Consider the following 17,384-nt stretch of genomic DNA (forward strand, 5'->3'; position numbering starts at 1 on the left):
TTTCTACTTGGCAGTACCAATTTTAGTACTTTTTTCCCCGGCTCCAGTTTTCTATAGCTCCTTCATGGCTCAGTGACAAAATTCCAGGGAAGGCTCCTGTATTTCCAGCAGAAAGAATTAAAGTTCTTTTTGAGTCAATTCCTTGCCTGTCTCAAAATTGGAGAATACGCTTCCCGGCCTTTGGGCTTTACCTCTCTTGCGCCATTTTACATTTGGAGTTATAAAATAATGGATTCCCATTTCGTCAAGACGTTCTCCCTGAGCTGCTACCCTTTCAAGAAAATCCTGAAAATCTCTTTGAGGTTCGGGCGTCCAACCTACTTCAGCAACAGCAAGAACGCGCGGCCAGAACCTGTCATCCATCATTTCATCGCTTAGAACATGCTCACTCCAAACCGGAGATTCCACACCTATAACCATTGGATCGTCTGAACTAAAACTATAAACATCTTCAATAGAGACTCCGCTTTCTTTACACCAGTTAAGGGTATTTTCCTGGCCCGGCACATTTGCATGATCCAGGTAAAAATGAGAACAGAAAGATTGGATGGTTCTCAGGTTAACCACAGGTTCGCTATCACCCGCCCACCACTTTTGGCTAATCGCGTTGGGGCTAACCTTAGCCTTGGCAATCTCCTGCCAGCCTACAGTGGTTTTTCCGAAGCTTTGCACAATAGAATCAGCTTTTACAACAAACTCTTCATACCTTGGATCTTCGATCTCATCTCCTCCTATGTGGATCCATGGACCACGAGTTATGGACGATAATTCCCCGATAACATCGGTAACAAAATCATAGATCTCAGGCTTTTCAAGACAAAATTTACTCCACCCCACTTCATAACCAGAATAAAGTTCTGGAGGAGTGGCTCTTTTTGGTTCAATGTTGGAATATTCAGAACAACTCAGTTCCGGATAAGCTACCAGTGCAGAATAAATGTGACCGGGCATATCGACTTCTGGAATCACCACTATATTCCTGTCGGCTGCATATTTTTGAAGTTCAATATATTCCTCCTGACTTAAATATCCCGAACGTCCTCCTTCAACAGAACCCTTTGAACTTATCTCTGTTAACAGAGGCTTGCTCTTTATTTCGATACGCCAGCCCTGATCATCGGTCAAATGCAGGTGCAGGCGGTTCAATTTATATAAGGCCATTCTGTCAACATGCTGCTTTAAATATTCCAGGCAAAAGAAACTTCGGGCAACATCCACCATAGTTCCCCGCCAGCTATAGGAGGGATTATCTTCAATAAATGCCTGTCTCAACAAAATCTCTTTATTTTTAAGCTGTTCCTTCTCAATTTCAGGTGGAAAAAATTGTCGTAAGGATTGAATCCCATAAAAAGAACCAGCTTCTGTTGCGCTTGTGATAGTAACACCCGCGTCATTAATATCAAGAGTATAGCCTTCTTCCCCTAATTCCTCTTCCAAAGCAGTATCTACAACAATATTCCAGTTTCCGCAGGATCTTCCTGAAGTGCTTTCGGCTTCTATGTTTGCCGCCTTTAAAAGATGCCGCAGCCATTGAGCTGTTTTTTCACCACCTTCACTAAAACAGATCTTGTTTTGAGTTGGGATCAGGTACATGTTTTCCTTCCACTCTACCGACTGTGGCATGGGAACAATACTGGGTGGCGCACCTTCAGCGCTAATGATTTCTGGGGACTTTAGTCCTGAACAGGATGAAAATACTGCAAATCCCAGCAGTAAACCAATGGAGGTTTTAATTAAGCCTGAGTTCATATTTGGAAAATTAGTTTTAATAAATAAAGATTTGCTTCCGGGTCACGATTAAATTAATTATCCGTAGCGGTTGTTTATTTCCACTTTATCGACGTCTATAAATAATTCCGAAATTTTTGCGGTAACAGCATTAAAAAATTCTTTGCCTTTTTTCTCTGTTGCTTTCTTAGGATTTCCTATTCCTGTATCGGCGGTGACCATTGACCATTTTCTTTCAGACCAGACCCAGCCTTCTCTTATTCCCTTTATTTTCGATTTTTTCTCTTCTCCTTTTCCGGCTTCTTCAAGAGGCATAACCAGATCTGATCTTAAATAAAGCATAAGGCTGGTCTCCATTTCGTCGGCATGATCACCTGCTTCTTGGAAGAATTGGCTTTTATCCAAAATGCTGTAAAAGTTTGTAGTCACCAAAAGAATATCGGGATATTTTAAACCCAATTCTCTTAGCAATGGTTTGAAATCATTCCCGCCATGTCCATTCAACAAGATGAGCTTAAAAATTCCCTGACGGTTTAAAACTTGAATAATATCAGAAAGGATTTGAAACTGTGTGCTGGGATTAAGGTTAATATTCAATTTAATATCCGCCTGTCCCGTATTAACACCAAATGGAATATTTGGCAGTATCACGAGCTTTGCTTTTTTCTCCCATGCCAATCTTCCTGCTTCTGCAGTAATGGCCTCGATTTGATAATTATCTGTAGCGTAAGGCAAATGATAATTATGAGCTTCGGTAGCGCCCCATGGTAGAACTGCCAATTCAACCTCGCGGTTCTTTAGATCTTTCCAATTAGTTTCAGCAAGAATGTACGGCCTCATACTTTGAGAGAATTCTTATAAGAGGTACCTTTTTTCGTCTTTAAAAGGAAATTTCCTTTTTCCCCTGATTACTACCCATTCCACAGTTCCTCTGATCCCTTCAAGATTACTTCAATAAAAGGAGAAGTGAAAGTGAGTTAGGAACAGCTTGTAGAGTGGCTTAAAAGGTATTCTTATTCTTCCTACAAGTTAAGAACTTTTCAGGATCCTTTAATTACTTCTGTGAAATTTTTACAGAAGTTTCTGTTGGATCCATTTATATAGTTTGGAAAAGTTTTTTGCCTGTCCTAATTCGATCGTTCTTGAGAAAATAATTTACTGTTGTTCAAGTGGACTATTGCCTGGTCCTCCTGCCCTAAAATTCTTTTTGTACGCAGGTATCGATTGTAGTTGAATTCGTCAAAGTTTGCAGCTGTTGAATCCATGCTGCTCACGTGCACCCGGCCCGAGGAGTGTATGAATTGATCATCACCTATCCACATGCCCACGTGCACTACCTTTTCTTTGGTAGTATCGGTTGCAGGAGTTCCAAAGAAAAGCAGATCTCCTTTTTGTAGTTTCCCGAAATTCTTGTCTTCATCAACCAATTTTCCTGCATGAACCTGCTGAGAAGCATCCCTTGGAATGATCATTCCGTTCATGAAAAAAACGGTTTTGGTGTAACCACTGCAATCCACACCTTTTGCCGATGTGCCGCCCCACAGATATGGAAGGCCCATCAGCTTTTTTGAAGTTTCCACCAGGTTTTCTTCTGAAGCATCGAGGTTTGCCAGCCAATCGTAATATTTTTTTGCTTCAGAAGTTTTGATGAAACCAGTGCGATCATCGGGATATTCTACTTCAAAAAAGCCATTTTTGACACCTCTTAATTCAAAGATATTACCTGCCACAGCATCCGAAACCACTCCGGAGTCTTCAGAAGCAGTTTCATAGACCTGACCAAAAGGTTGCATGAAAATCACTTTTTCTGATGCTTTCCATTCTTCCAGTTCTTGGTCAGAATAAAGGCTGACGCCGCCGTGATCTACCCAGGAAAGATATTTATCGGGTGTTTGCACCAGATACCACTCCCCTTCTTTTTTCAGAACCTTTAGCGGAGTTCCCAAAGTTGCCTGCGTAGCCAGTTCTGCAGAGTGTTTAGGATTAGACCTGATATTTGCTACTGAAATTCTCACCAGCGCATTTGTCTTTCCTTCCAAGTCCTGTGCAGGGTAAACCTGTATGCTGTCTACATATTCAATGGCAGCAGAATCCAGCTTTTGCTTTAGCCTTGCCAAAGCTTCAGGGTTTGTAGTTTCTCCTCGCAATACAAATTTTCCTTCGTATTCTTCCCCTGTTACATCAAACCGCGCCACACGCCTGTCGGGCACAAATTCTGTCTGCACATCTTTGATATATGCATCTGTTGGGTTTTCTTCAGAAGTAATTGGTTCCTGCTTAGCGTCATTACAGGCAACGAAAAGTGTCGCCAATAAAAGAGCTAAACTATAAGGTTTCAAAAATGTCATTTTTAAGGCTTTATTTTTTCATCTTCCTTTCTTCGGAAAATACTGATTATTCAAAATAACTAAGGCAAAGTAACCATTACTTTCTTCTCTACAAATTCGCTTTGGTTGCCTGTTCTATCCACTGCGGTTACCCCAACCTGCGATAGCTGATGCCCGTTGACCTCACGCGGCAAGAGCAATGACCTTTCATTCTTGCTTAGGATCTTGTAATCCCAGGCGCCATTAAACTTATAGTGAACTACCCATTGAAAAATATCATTTTGAGAAGGATGTTCCCATTCTACCCTCACCTGCTTACCAATACTTACTACCTCTACAGATGGCATGGCCGGTGCTTCTCCATCTAACCAGGGCGAAGCCGGCACCAGGGCCTTTTTCTTGTAGGCGTTCTCTAATATTCCGGCGGAAAGATTAGGATACTTCAATAGTGGGCCGATACTCCAGTGAATGCTGCCCTTACTTTCAGGCAACATGCCGCGGGTAATCATGATCTGGCTCACAGTTTCGATGAGGTTTGGATCGTCTCCCCCAAAATCAATGTTGATCCCCGGCCATAAATGCCTTTTTTGAAGGTTCTCTTTTTCCCACCAGCCCAACAGCACGGGAAAACTCTGCGCCGTTTGACTTATCTTCCAGTACAGTTGTGGCGAATAATAATCTATCCAGCCCTCATTAAGCCACAGCCGGGCATCGGCATAGAGTTCGCTGTATTGATCCATTCCGGTGATGGTCTTTGGGTAACCGGGACGGTAAATCCCAAAGGGACTTATCCCGAATTTCACTTTTGGCTTTTCGGCTTTGATCTCTTTATAGATCCGCTTTACAAACTCGTTTACATTCTCCCTTCGCCAATCGGCTTTTGAGAGGCTGCCGCCTTTTTGTTTGTAGGCGGAATAGTTCTCGGCATCGGGAAAATCTTCGCCTTTGTTGTAAGAAGCATAAGGATAGAAGTAATCATCAAAATGCACTCCGTCAATATCATAACGCTTCACAATATCCATGACGACCTTAGAAGTATGATCCTGGGTTTCCTTTTTAGCAGGATCCATCCACCACATGCCGTTCTTGAGCTTCACCATAAAGCTGGGATACTTTTTCACTGCTGAAGCTGCAGTTACCTCACCTCCGGTAGAATGATGTGCACGATAGGGGTTTAGCCACACGTGGAATTCGAGTCCGCGTTCATGTGCGGCATCCAGCCAGAACTGAAGGGGATCGTAATAAGGCTCAGGTGCCTGCCCCTGTACTCCGGTTAGGAAAAAAGACCAAGGTTCAAGTTCACTTGGATAAAGCGCATCAGCCTGTGGTCTCGCCTGGAATATAACTGCGTTATAATTATGATCTTTCAGAAAGTCCAATAAAGCCAGTGCTTCTCTCTGCTGCTCGGCAGTAGAGAGTCCAGATTTGCTGGGCCAGTTAATATTGGCCACAGTCGCGATCCATGCCGCACGGAATTCCCGCATCACATAGGGTGAGCTGCGAAAGGGCTTATCGGCAGGTGTTTCTTTGACTGTTTCGGGAGTAACCGGTAATTCTTCGGTCACTTCTTCGCGAGTGACTACGGGAATTTCTTCCGTCACTTCAGCAGGTTTTTTTACCACTCTTTCCGAAGCAGGTTTCTTCGAGCGAGCCACAGGTTTGGAGGTAGAACATCCGTTAAGACCAAGGGTAAAGGCCAACAGGCCGGTAATGAACAGCTTTTTCTTCAGCATAGATCTTTAAAGCAGGTTAAGTTATTCAGGTTATATAACCCTCAAGCCGGTAAAAATAGTGTATTGGAAAATGTTATTTTTCAGGTTTATTCTTAAAAATTTCAAGCACTTTTCGTACGCTCCTGTATTCTTCGAGTAAGGTTGATGCCAGGTGCTGGGAAATATTGAGTTCCTCCATCAACATAAGCTCTCCACGGCTAACAAGTTTTTTATTTGAAAGCTGCATATCCACCATTTTGTTCCCTTTTACCCGTCCGAGCTTTATCATCACAGCCGTGGAAAGCATATTTAGCACCAGTTTTTGGGCTGTACCCGATTTCATGCGGGTACTACCGGTAACAAATTCGGGCCCTACCACAACTTCAATAGGAATCTCGGACGCCTGACTAAGAGGCGAACCCGCGTTATTAGTAATACATGCTGTAAGAAGGCCATTCTCACGGGCTTCTTTGATCCCACCAATTACATAAGGTGTAGTGCCTGAAGCAGCTATCCCCACCAGAACATCATTTTTAGAAATGCTGAATTCCTGCAAGTCTTTCCAAGCCAGCCCGGAGTCATCTTCGGCATTTTCAACTGCTTTTCGAAGCGCACCGTCTCCCCCGGCGATCAACCCAATAACCACATTGTGAGAAACCCCGAAAGTTGGCGGACATTCTGATGCATCCAGTACACCCAGTCTCCCGCTGGTTCCCGCACCAATGTAGAAGAGTCGGCCGTTGTGATTGGCAATCTTCTCTACCACTTTATCCACAAGAATTTCTATCTGCGGAATTGCTTTTTCAACGGCCAGGGGCACTTTTTTGTCTTCATTGTTTATGTTTTTCAGAATTTCTTCCGTAGACATCTTTTCGAGATGATCGTAATTGGAAGCCTGTTCTGTCGTGCGGGTGCTCATGTCTAAAGAGATTTTACTTTATAACCTTTTGTTGCAAAATAAAGGATGTAAAGGTAACAAGGAATAAGGATCCAGTATGCCTGCTGTGGATCCCATGAATCGGCAAGTAAACCGTAGATGGGCGGGATGACCGCTCCCCCGGCGATGGCCATGATCAAAAATGAAGATCCGATTTTTGTGAAACGACCCAGCCCTGCAAGCGCCATAGGCCAGATTGCCGGCCATACAAGGGCATTGGCAATTCCAAGAAGAGCAATGGCAGTAACCGAAATAATCCCGGGACTAAAGATGGCCACCACTCCAAACACGATCCCAAGAATAGCTGATACTTTTAAAGCATTCTCCTGACTTATATATTTCGGAATAGTAAATATCCCGATGACATAACCCACTATCATCGCTCCCAGTGTGAAACTGGCAAAGAATTTTGCATCTGTTAGCGGAATACCGTGAGCTTCATTGGCGTAATTTATTATAGTATCTCCTGCGATCACCTCAACACCTACATAAAGGAACAGAGCTAAGGTTCCAAGGAAAACATGAGGGAACTGAAAAATACTCTTTTTGGAAAGATTAGACTTAGCAAGTTCTTCGTCTTCGGCGTCGGCGTCAACTTCAGGAAGGGAAGAGAAATAAACCAATGCCGCTAGCAGGATAAGAATTCCCATCATCACCAGGTAAGGGTTAATCACTCTTTCGGCCAAAGTATCAAGAGCCTCTGCTTTCTCCACTCCGGTTAAAGTTTCAACAGTTTCAGTAAGATTGTCTGATGAACTGAAAAGAATTGCCCCAAGCACAATAGGCGCCAATACTCCGGCGACCTTATTACAAATTCCCATGATGCTTATGCGTTTTGCAGCACTTTCCGCAGGACCCAATACTACCACATAAGGATTGGCCGCAGTTTGCAAAAGAGCCAGTCCAGTACCTTGTACGAACAAGCCGAGCAAAAACAGCTCATAGGCCCTGGCGTAAGCTGCGGGAATAAAGATCACCGCTCCTACTGCCATGACCAGCAATCCTAATGACATTCCTTTTTTATATCCTGTTCTCTGTAAAACCCAGGCTGAGGGCAAAGCCATTACCAGGTAGGAAATATAAAATGCAGTCACTACAAAATAAGACTGGAAGTTGTTGAGTTCACAGGCGATCTTGAGATAAGGGATTAAAACAGAATTAAGCCAGGTAACGAATCCAAAAATGAAGAACAATGCACCAATGATGACAATTGATTTATTGGTACTTGTAGAAGAAGATTTTTCCATGTGTCCCGGGGATAGGATTAAGGGTTAAATTTAATGCTACCAAGATATGCATTTCTTAAATAAAGCTTAAATGGAGAAAGAATAATTTCAGCATTCATTAATTTATGGAAGGTGCTGAAGTTTAGCCTTTAAAAGCCACTTTTGAGAGGTAAAGTGAAAATTGAAGTTTTCTTTAAAGGGCTTTAAAAAAGACTATATTTGTAGGCTTTAAACGGAGGTTTCCCGCAGCGGAAAATTAATCCTGAAATTGACACATGAAGAACATTCGCAACTTTTGCATTATAGCCCATATAGACCACGGAAAAAGCACTCTGGCCGATCGCTTATTGGACTCCACAGGATCTGTGACCGATCGCGAAAAGCAGGAGCAGCTTTTGGATAGCATGGACCTGGAAAGAGAAAGAGGGATTACCATCAAGAGCCATGCGATCCAGATGGATTATGTCTATAAGGGGGAACAGTATATTCTCAACCTTATTGACACTCCGGGACACGTGGATTTTTCTTATGAGGTTTCACGTTCTATTGCTGCCTGTGAGGGAGCCTTACTTGTTGTTGATGCTGCACAAAGTATACAGGCACAAACCATATCCAACCTTTATCTGGCCCTTGAAAATGACCTGGAGATCATTCCAGTACTAAATAAAGTGGATCTGCCAAGTGCCAATCCTGAAGAAGTGACCGATGACATTGTAGATCTTTTAGGTTGTGATGCATCAGATGTTATACCTGCGAGTGCAAAGACAGGAATTGGAATTGATGAGATCCTGGCTGCAATCATTGAAAGGATTCCGCCTCCAACGGGAAAAGTGGATGCCCCGCTGAGAGCACTTATCTTTGACTCGGTTTACAATCCGTTTCGGGGAGTTGAAACTTATTTTCGGGTGATCAATGGCTCGATCAAAAAAGGTCAGCATATAAAATTTGTTGCGACAGATAAGGATTATTACGCCGATGAAGTTGGAACTTTAAAGCTGAAACAACTTCCAAGGCAGGAGATCAAGACCGGAGATGTGGGTTACCTCATCACGGGGATCAAAGAAGCCAAGGAAGTGAAAGTTGGGGATACCATTACCGATGCTAAGAATCCAACTACCGAAGCTGTTCCCGGATTCGAGGATGTAAAACCAATGGTTTTCGCCGGAATCTACCCCGTAGATACCGAAGATTACGAAGATCTGCGAGCTTCCATGGAGAAACTGCAGCTCAACGATGCTTCTCTTGTTTTTACACCTGAAAGTTCGGCAGCACTTGGATTTGGATTCCGCTGTGGATTTTTAGGAATGCTGCACCTGGAGATCATTCAGGAGCGCCTTGAAAGGGAATTCGATATGACTGTGATCACAACAGTGCCCAACGTTTCCTATCACGCCTATACTCACAAGAACAAGGACCAGGTGATCCTGGTCAACAACCCTTCCGACCTTCCGGAGCCATCAAGTCTCGACAGGGTTGAAGAACCGTATATTAAGGCTACTATTATCACAAAGGCTGATTTTGTAGGTCCTGTTATGTCTCTATGTATCGAGAAACGCGGACAGATAACCAACCAAACTTACCTGACTCCTGAACGGGTAGAGCTGAGCTTTGATATGCCATTAGCGGAAATTGTCTTTGACTTCTACGACAGGCTTAAAACAGTGTCTAAAGGCTATGCTTCTTTTGACTACTCCCCTATTGGAATGCGCCAATCCAAACTTGTAAAAGTTGACGTATTGCTTAACGGAAGTACTGTTGATGCTTTATCTGCACTTCTGCACGTTGACAACGCCTATGACATTGGAAAGAAAATGTGTGAAAAACTGAAGGAACTTATACCCAGACAGCAATTCGATATTCCAATCCAGGCAGCAATTGGTGCCAAGATCATCGCTCGTGAGACCGTAAAAGCTCTTCGAAAAGATGTAACTGCAAAATGTTATGGTGGAGATATCTCCCGAAAGCGTAAACTTCTTGAAAAGCAGAAAAAAGGTAAGAAGAGAATGCGCCAGGTAGGAAACGTAGAGATTCCGCAGGAAGCTTTTATGGCCGTTTTGAAGTTGAACGACTAGGGACGTTCAGCTTTAGTTCATAGTCGAGAGTACGGAGTTTGGAGAAATTTATTTCAGTGCTGAGTTGAGAGTTTGGAGAATTCCACTAATCCCATTTGAGTAATAATAAATTCAAAATTACTCCTTCAATAGGTAATTCCTTAACCCGGAAATCATCTTCGAAATTTCGATTAACTTTTTTCTTAGATCGTCATGATCTTTAGTAGAGATAAAATTCTGTCGTTGCGCCACCGTGATGCAGACAATACATTCTTTCAAAGAGTTAGAAGCTGTTCGAAGAAACTTTAGGAATTCCTTTTTTGTGCCTCCTGAGCCTTCAGCAATATTGAGAGAAATCGACACTGCAGCCCGTCTGAACTGAGAGGTGAGTCCATAAATTTCCTCTTTTGGAAATTGTTTGGAAACTTCATAAACTATATCCACCAGATCAAGTGATTTCTGGTAAACCTGCAAATCTTCAAAGTTGAATTTCATCTTCTATTTTGTGTCAAAAGTAGCTTTTTAAATTACTGATTATTAAATTATTAAAAACATTTTTGCATTCATATCTAATTCGAAAAGACCAAAATTACAGGTTTATCTCATTTTTTTAATTTTGCTCCTTAAGCTATTCTACGAACTCCGAACTACAGACTAAAAACTCATTCAATGGCCGGACACAGCAAATGGGCAAATATTAAACACCGAAAAGGAGCCCAGGATAAGAAAAGAGCTAAACAATTCACCAGGGCGATAAAGGAAATAAGTGTTGCCGTAAAAGATGGCGGAGGACCCGATCCTGAAGCTAATCCGGCGCTGCGGAATGCAATTTCCAATGCCAAGGGCGTGAACATGCCAAAGGACACTATTGAACGTGCAATTAAAAAAGCCAGTGGAGCAGAAGCCGACAATTATGAGCTGGTAACCTTTGAAGGTTACGGCCCAAACGGAATAGCTTTCTTTATTGAATGTACTACAGACAATACTAATCGCACAGTGGCTTCGGTGAGGTCCATCTTCTCTAAAAACGGCGGCAGTCTTGGAACTAATGGTTCTCTCGAGTTCTTATTTGACAGGAAGGGCGTTTTCAGCATTGATCGTGACAGTATTACCTCCAATATGGAAGAATTTGAATTGGAGCTTATTGAAGGTGGGGCAACCACAATCGATAAGGAAGAAAATACTGTATACGTCTATACAGACTTCACCGATTTTGGTACTATGAATGCCAAATTGGAAGAATTGAACATAGAGCCCAAAAATGCAGAATTACAACGCATTCCTTTAAACACTGTGGAATTGCCAGTAGAAGATGCCAAGAAGATCCTTGACCTGGTGGAGAAATTTGAAGAGGATGATGATGTGCAGAACGTCTATCATAACCTTCAACTCTCAGATGAGCTCCTGGAGGCCATGCAGGAAGATTAGGCCCTGCTATCCAGCTGTTCAACTGTTTCCTCATAATTTTCTTCCTGTTCTTCCTCTTCCTTCTGTATCTTTTTTCCCAGGTACACAAGTTGATATCCATTTTTAATTTCGACCTCAGAGCTATGTGAAGGAATGATCTCGAGTTCACCCGTATCCTTTTTAACAAAGAGAGGAATGATCTCGGGATCTGTCTTGGAAATCTCGATAAGTCCTTCATAATGTTTTCTGCTGTTCAACACCACCTCATGAATGGTAGGGTAACATCGGGCCACTTCGGTTAGCTTGATATAGTCATCTGTATGAGAAAATAATCCTTCTGCGGGATTGGTTTCAGGATCATTCATTTCGTCAGAAGAAATAAGCCGGAAAGAACCTTTTTCTCCGTACTGACTGGTAAATTTATTGATGGCGGTTTTGTTAATATCACTGTTTCCGGTCATTGCCATGAGGTAACCTACATCGTTCAATTCAATATTGTTGAAGAGATCATCCTCATAAACGCTACCCGCTATAGCGTCGAGTCCAACGTCTTTGGCCTTCATAACATTGTCGGCGTTGTTGTCCATTAACACTACGTGTCTTTTATTATCCTGTAGATATTTTCCAACCAATCTGGAAACCGAAGATGCCCCTATAATCAAAATTCCTTCGGCATCTTTTACAAACACGCCCACAAGTCTTGCGAAGATCCTTGCAGTAGTAGCATTGAGCAGTACAGATAAAAGTACGATCATAAAGACCAGCGGAGTGATATACTCTGCCCCGGGAACTCCCTCCCGCGCCAGTTTGAGTCCGAAAAGGGAGGCAATACCGGCTGCAACAATACCCCGGGGACCCACCCAACTTATGAATGCAATTTCGTTCGCTTTAAGGTTGGATCCAAGGGAACTAAGGATCACGCCGAGCGGCCTTACAACAAGCACTACGACTCCAAAAAGGATGGCAGCTTTCCAGTTGAAAATGAGCATAAGTTCGGCAATCTCGATGTTGGCAGCTAAAAGAATAAAGAGGATGGAAATGAGAAGTACACTCAAAGACTCTTTAAAATAAAGTAGTTCCTTTATGTTTGGAAGATCTTTATTTCCCATGACCATTCCCATTACCACTACGGCTAAGAGTCCGCTTTCATGCGCAAAAGTATCGGCCAGAACAAATACTCCCAGAACCGTAGCCAGAGTAAAGACATTTAGCAAATAATGAGGAATAATGTGCCGCTTGATTAATAGTGCCAGAATATGAGCAAAGGTAAATCCAAAAGTAAATCCGAATAGGATGATCTTTCCAAATTCGGTCAGGGCTGTCATGGTAAAATCCTGTCCGCCTTCCACCCGAATAAACTCATACATCAAGACAGCGATAAGCGCACCAATAGGATCAATTAATATTCCCTCCCATTTAAGGATGGAGGAGACGTGGGTCTTTAAGGGGATATTCCGCAAAATAGGTGCAATAACAGTTGGCCCTGTTACAATGATAAGAGAGGAAAACAAAAAAGAGATCTGCCATGAAAAACCATAGATGAAATGTGCGGCAAGACCTGCACCAAAAAAGGTGACCACCACTCCTACGCTTATCAATTTCACGATCACAGGACCAATATTTCCTACCTCTCCCCGTCTTAAAGTAAGTCCTCCTTCAAACAGAATAACTGCAATAGCCAGGGAAACAAAATAAAATAGGCTCTCCCCCGGGAAAACTCCTTCTTCCCCATTCCAGATCGGCTCCAGCCATTTTGTGCCATCTTCGGAAAGGAGCGTGGAAACGGGGCCTACAAATAAACCGATTAATATAAGCGGGAGAATTGCCGGAGTTTTGGTCTTCCAGGCAACCCATTGCGCCAGTATGCCCAGGATCACTAAGCCTGCGAGTTCTAACATGTGTTCTTTTTAAAGCTTAAACAGGCTCTAAAGTTAACTTTTTATGTTTTAACAACAGAACCTGCTAGAGCTCATCTTTTCCTTCAGAAAACTTTAAGGGTATATGATGATCCTACTTTTGTCAAAGAAATATTTTTCAAGCTTAGCAGGTATCCCGGTTAATACACTCTGGAAAGACCTGGAACCTTTTCTTGCAGAAACCAGTACTACAACGTCCTCTTCCTGCATATCTCTTCCCAGTATTAAGAAATCGTTCCAGTCGTTAAATTTATTGTAGCTCACAGGAGCATCACTCTTAAGCTTTTTAAGCTCTGCGGAAATTGCCTTTTTTGACACCTCATTGCAGTTGATGACGATTGGTACACTTAGTTCCTTAGAAAGTAGTTCGATCTTCTTCACCCATAACGGAAATCCCGGTTCTTCTTCAGCTAACGCAGGAACAGCTATAAAAAGTCGCTTGTGTGTGGCCAGGGGCCGGCTGAAGTAAGTTATGAACGAGGTTTTATTGTTAGCTGCAATTATGCGCTCCATCTTCTTGCCGATAAGTTTATCCATAAGACCCTTATCTGATGGCCATCCAAAAATGATAAGATCGGCAATGATCTCCCGTGCTTTTCGGGCTATTCCCTGAGCAACATTCTGATCAATGGTAGCATGAATGGTCACTTCAGCTTCGGCGGCAGATGCCTGTGAAACGAAATCCTCGAGCTTATGAGTAGCCCGGGCAATATTTACTTCGGCTTCAGCATTATTCGGAACTACAGAAAGAATAGAGATTGGATTAGGGGAAGTTTTATCTTTTATAAGAATAGCAAATTCCAGCAGCTTATCGAAATTTAGGATGTTGGCAATAGGTAGCAGCACGGTTTCATTTTTATAAGCTTCGGTCTTTTTTACCTCCTGTGAGAGATCTTTCTCTGTTTCAGCTTTTAATTTAGTTGCCGCTCTTTGTGTTGCCAGAGTTGCAACAATAGAGGTCACCAAAATGAGAATTACTGTACCATTGAGAATGTTCTCATCAATTATTCCGGCATTGAAACCAACAATGATCACGGCAAGAGTAGCCGCAGCATGTCCGCTACTTAACCCAAAGATCGCCTTTCGCTGGGCAGCCGAATACCTAAAACTTAGCTGTGTAAAAAGTGATGCCAGCCACTTTCCAAAAACAGCAACTACACTCAGTGTTCCTGCAACAATCAAAGCGGTAGGACCGCTAAAAATTACGCTGATATCTACAAGCATCCCCACACTAATTAAGAAAAAAGGGATAAAAAGGGAGTTACCTATAAACTCTACCCGATTCATAAGAGCTGAAGAATGCGGGATCAATCTGTTCAATGATAATCCGGCCAGGAAAGCACCAATAATAGGTTCAACCCCGGCAAGTTCGGCAAGGAAGGCGGCAATAAAAACGACCGTGAGCACAAAAATATAGTGGGAGTGCTTTTCGTTCTCCATGCTCGTAAAGAACCATTTAGCAATTCTTGGTACGAGCAGGAACATAATGGCTGAAAAAATGGCAAGAGATATTCCAAGACGTTGCCAGAATGCTGCATTAAGCGTGCCTTCATGGTTCCCCATGATCACTGCAAGAACTATAAGTACAGCGGTATCTGTGAGTATGGTTCCACCAACTGTAATAGCTACAGCTTCATTTTTTGACACCTTCAGCTTACTAACAATTGGATAGGTGAGCAGCGTATGAGTAGCAAACATACTGGCAGTTAAAAAACTGGCATTGAAGTCATAATTCAGCAGGTAAAAACATACCGGAAAGCCTATTCCCAGGGGAATAATAAAAGTAAAAAAACCAAAGAGAAAGCTCTTGTTCTGGTTTGCTTTGAACTGGTTCATATCCAGCTCCAGCCCCGCTATGAACATGATGTACAATAATCCAATTGTGGAAAAAAGATCAATTGCGGCATTCTGCTCCAGGAGACCTGCTCCATAGGGCCCAATGATGATCCCGGAAATAATGAGAATGATAATACCCGGAATATTTATCCGTCGCAATGCAATTGGCGCAATTAGTATAATGAGCAGGATAAGTGAGAAGACCAGGACCGGATTTGATAATGGTAATTCAAACTCGTGTTTCAAAAGTTCGGCAAACTCGTTCATCGATTTGTTATAATGGCCTTAAAATTAGCCGATATTGTTACTCAAAAAATTAAATTCCTCTAAAAAATACTATTTTTAGGTGATTTTGCTAAAAAAAGGAAAGCTGGTACTGTAGATGCACATGCAGCATCAAACGGAATTCCCTAATACCTGAAAAAAATTCCCTGCCTATGGAAGAATTCAACATTTTTAGTCTGCTTATCATCCTAATAGGAGCCTGGGTTGGTGGTGCCGCTGCAAAAAGAATGGGTTATCCCGCAATACTGGGAGAGCTTGTCATTGGTATCATCCTGGGTCCTGCTGTTCTGGGAATGCTTGAAACTTCAGAAATGATAAGCGTTCTGGCAGAGGTAGGGATCATCCTGCTAATGGTCTATATTGGGATGGAGATCAACTTTAGGGATCTGGGAAAAGCCTCCTGGCCCGGCCTACTCGCAGCCATTGGTGGTTTTGTAGTTCCGTTCGCTTTGGGCTATTACACCATCATTTACTTTGGAGGAACAAACATGGCAGCGATCTTTGTCGCAATTGCGGTAGGGGTGACTTCCCTTGCCACCAAAAGCCGTATCCTGGTCGACCTTAAGCTTCTAAACACCCGTATCGCCTATGTGCTTATGGCGGGAGCTTTAATTTCTGACACCCTTGCCCTTATCATCTTCGCCGGAATGATGAGCTTTGTCGACGCCGGAAACATCGATACCATGGGCCTCATATGGGTTGCCGGAAAAGCTATTCTCTTTTTCATTCTCACGGCCCTTGGTGGTATTTATCTTTTGCCCATGCTGGGTAAAACCCTTAGCCGTGCAAAGATCAAGGATCGAACTCTTCACTTCACTCTTATCCTGATCATTGTTTTCGGGTTTGCCGAACTCGCCGAACTCGCCGGACTGCACAGCATTTTAGGAGCTTTTATGGCCGGACTTTTTATTAGGGACGGAGTCTTTAACAGGCAAATATCCAAGGAAATTAATGACATTTTTCACGATGTTTCTATTGGGTTCTTAGCTCCTATTTTCTTTGTTTCTGCAGGTTTTAATGTAACCCTGGACATCTTCCAGACCGATCTTTGGATGCTTATAGCTGTGACATTGGTTGCCATGATAGGTAAAATAGGCGGTACTGCCTTGTTCTATCTACCAAGTGGTTATGGGTGGCGCGAAGGAATAACTGTTGGTACCGGAATGAATGGCAGGGGAGCGGTAGAGATCATCATTGCGGGAATTGGTCTGGAAATGGGAATTATTTCTCCTGAAATTTTTTCAATCCTGGTCTTCATGGCCATTTTTACGACCTTAACTGTACCCGTCTTCCTCACCTGGACCACGAAATGGCTTAAAGACAGGGGAGAGCTCATTCATCAGGAATCGCGAAAAGGATTTCTTATTCTTGGAGCAAATCCATTGGGAATATACCTGGCAAAGCACCTTAAGGAAGATAATGATGTAACTCTTGTAGACTCTAACCGGGAAATGGTAGCCCTTGCTAAAAAGGAAGGGATCGACACAGTTTTTGGAAATATCCTCAAGGAAGAAACCATGGAGCAGGCAAAAGCCATTGATAAAGGTACTTTTATAGCACTTACCCCTAATAGTGAGATCAATTTACTGGCTGCACAACTGGCTAACGACTCCTTTTATGTTCCGAAGAAGATCGTATTAATGGATCCTAAAGAATCGGGTGCAGGCGTTGATATGCTGGATCGTATTGATGCATCATCCATGTTTGCCAATAAGACAAAACTGGAGCCCTGGAGCTATAAGTTAAGTCAGAACCAGGTAGAGGAGAAGGAAGTGATCATCGAAGAGGAAATGTCAACACGAAACTGGGTCAAGGAACAAAAGGAGCATCATATGAATATCCTCCCACTTCTTATTGTAAATCCTGAAGGTATTAAAAGGCCGTTCCACTACCACGACAACATTAGTCCCGGTGAAAAAATAATATATTTACAGTGAATTTTATTTAGACCCTTTAAAC

12 protein-coding genes are annotated in these 17,384 nt (G+C 42.7%); 3 read left to right on the top strand and 9 right to left on the bottom strand.

Features of this window, described 5'->3' with window-relative positions:
* Positions 1-117: 117 nt before the first annotated feature.
* From VR862_RS06635 to VR862_RS06660, 6 genes are all read right to left on the bottom strand, one after another.
* Positions 118-1,749, bottom strand: a complete 1,632-nt coding sequence (locus VR862_RS06635) for a beta-N-acetylhexosaminidase (RefSeq protein WP_324720168.1) — start codon at positions 1,747-1,749, stop codon at positions 118-120.
* Positions 1,750-1,806: 57 nt separating this feature from the next.
* Entirely contained in the window at positions 1,807-2,568 is a 762-nt protein-coding gene (locus tag VR862_RS06640; protein WP_324720169.1) for a creatininase family protein, read from the bottom strand.
* 287 nt (positions 2,569-2,855) lie between these two features.
* Positions 2,856-4,076, bottom strand: coding sequence for a C40 family peptidase (locus VR862_RS06645; RefSeq protein ID WP_324720170.1), 1,221 nt, complete (start codon positions 4,074-4,076; stop codon positions 2,856-2,858).
* A gap of 59 nt (positions 4,077-4,135) precedes the next feature.
* Positions 4,136-5,788: a glycoside hydrolase family 10-like protein gene (locus tag VR862_RS06650; RefSeq protein WP_324720171.1), complete on the bottom strand. Its 1,653-nt coding sequence runs from the start codon at positions 5,786-5,788 to the stop codon at positions 4,136-4,138.
* Positions 5,789-5,861: 73 nt separating this feature from the next.
* A complete protein-coding gene (murQ, locus tag VR862_RS06655; RefSeq protein ID WP_324720172.1) occupies positions 5,862-6,686 on the bottom strand; it encodes an N-acetylmuramic acid 6-phosphate etherase in 825 nt (274 codons plus the stop codon).
* 2 nt (positions 6,687-6,688) lie between these two features.
* A complete protein-coding gene (locus tag VR862_RS06660) occupies positions 6,689-7,951 on the bottom strand; it encodes a sugar MFS transporter (protein ID WP_324720173.1) in 1,263 nt (420 codons plus the stop codon).
* 254 nt (positions 7,952-8,205) lie between these two features.
* Here VR862_RS06660 and lepA point away from each other — a divergent pair, with 254 nt between their 5' ends.
* Positions 8,206-10,002 (top strand): translation elongation factor 4, encoded by a 1,797-nt coding sequence (gene lepA, locus VR862_RS06665; protein ID WP_324720174.1) that lies wholly within the window; start codon positions 8,206-8,208, stop codon positions 10,000-10,002.
* 117 nt (positions 10,003-10,119) lie between these two features.
* Here lepA and VR862_RS06670 read toward each other — a convergent pair whose 3' ends face one another.
* Positions 10,120-10,476: a four helix bundle protein gene (locus tag VR862_RS06670; RefSeq protein WP_324720175.1), complete on the bottom strand. Its 357-nt coding sequence runs from the start codon at positions 10,474-10,476 to the stop codon at positions 10,120-10,122.
* A 174-nt stretch (positions 10,477-10,650) separates the two neighbouring features.
* Between VR862_RS06670 and VR862_RS06675 the strand changes: the two genes are divergently transcribed.
* A complete protein-coding gene (locus VR862_RS06675; protein WP_324720176.1) occupies positions 10,651-11,409 on the top strand; it encodes a YebC/PmpR family DNA-binding transcriptional regulator in 759 nt (252 codons plus the stop codon).
* Here VR862_RS06675 and VR862_RS06680 read toward each other — a convergent pair.
* Entirely contained in the window at positions 11,406-13,286 is a 1,881-nt protein-coding gene (locus VR862_RS06680; protein ID WP_324720177.1) for a cation:proton antiporter, read from the bottom strand. The genes VR862_RS06675 and VR862_RS06680 overlap by 4 nt on opposite strands.
* A 93-nt stretch (positions 13,287-13,379) precedes the next feature.
* Complete coding sequence (locus tag VR862_RS06685; protein WP_324720178.1) at positions 13,380-15,407, bottom strand: cation:proton antiporter; 2,028 nt, start codon at positions 15,405-15,407, stop codon at positions 13,380-13,382.
* 170 nt (positions 15,408-15,577) lie between these two features.
* Here VR862_RS06685 and VR862_RS06690 point away from each other — a divergent pair, with 170 nt between their 5' ends.
* A complete protein-coding gene (locus tag VR862_RS06690) occupies positions 15,578-17,362 on the top strand; it encodes a cation:proton antiporter domain-containing protein (RefSeq protein ID WP_324720179.1) in 1,785 nt (594 codons plus the stop codon).
* Positions 17,363-17,384: the final 22 nt, after the last annotated feature.

Source organism: Salinimicrobium aquimaris, from assembly GCF_035607535.1.
GTDB lineage: Bacteria > Bacteroidota > Bacteroidia > Flavobacteriales > Flavobacteriaceae > Salinimicrobium.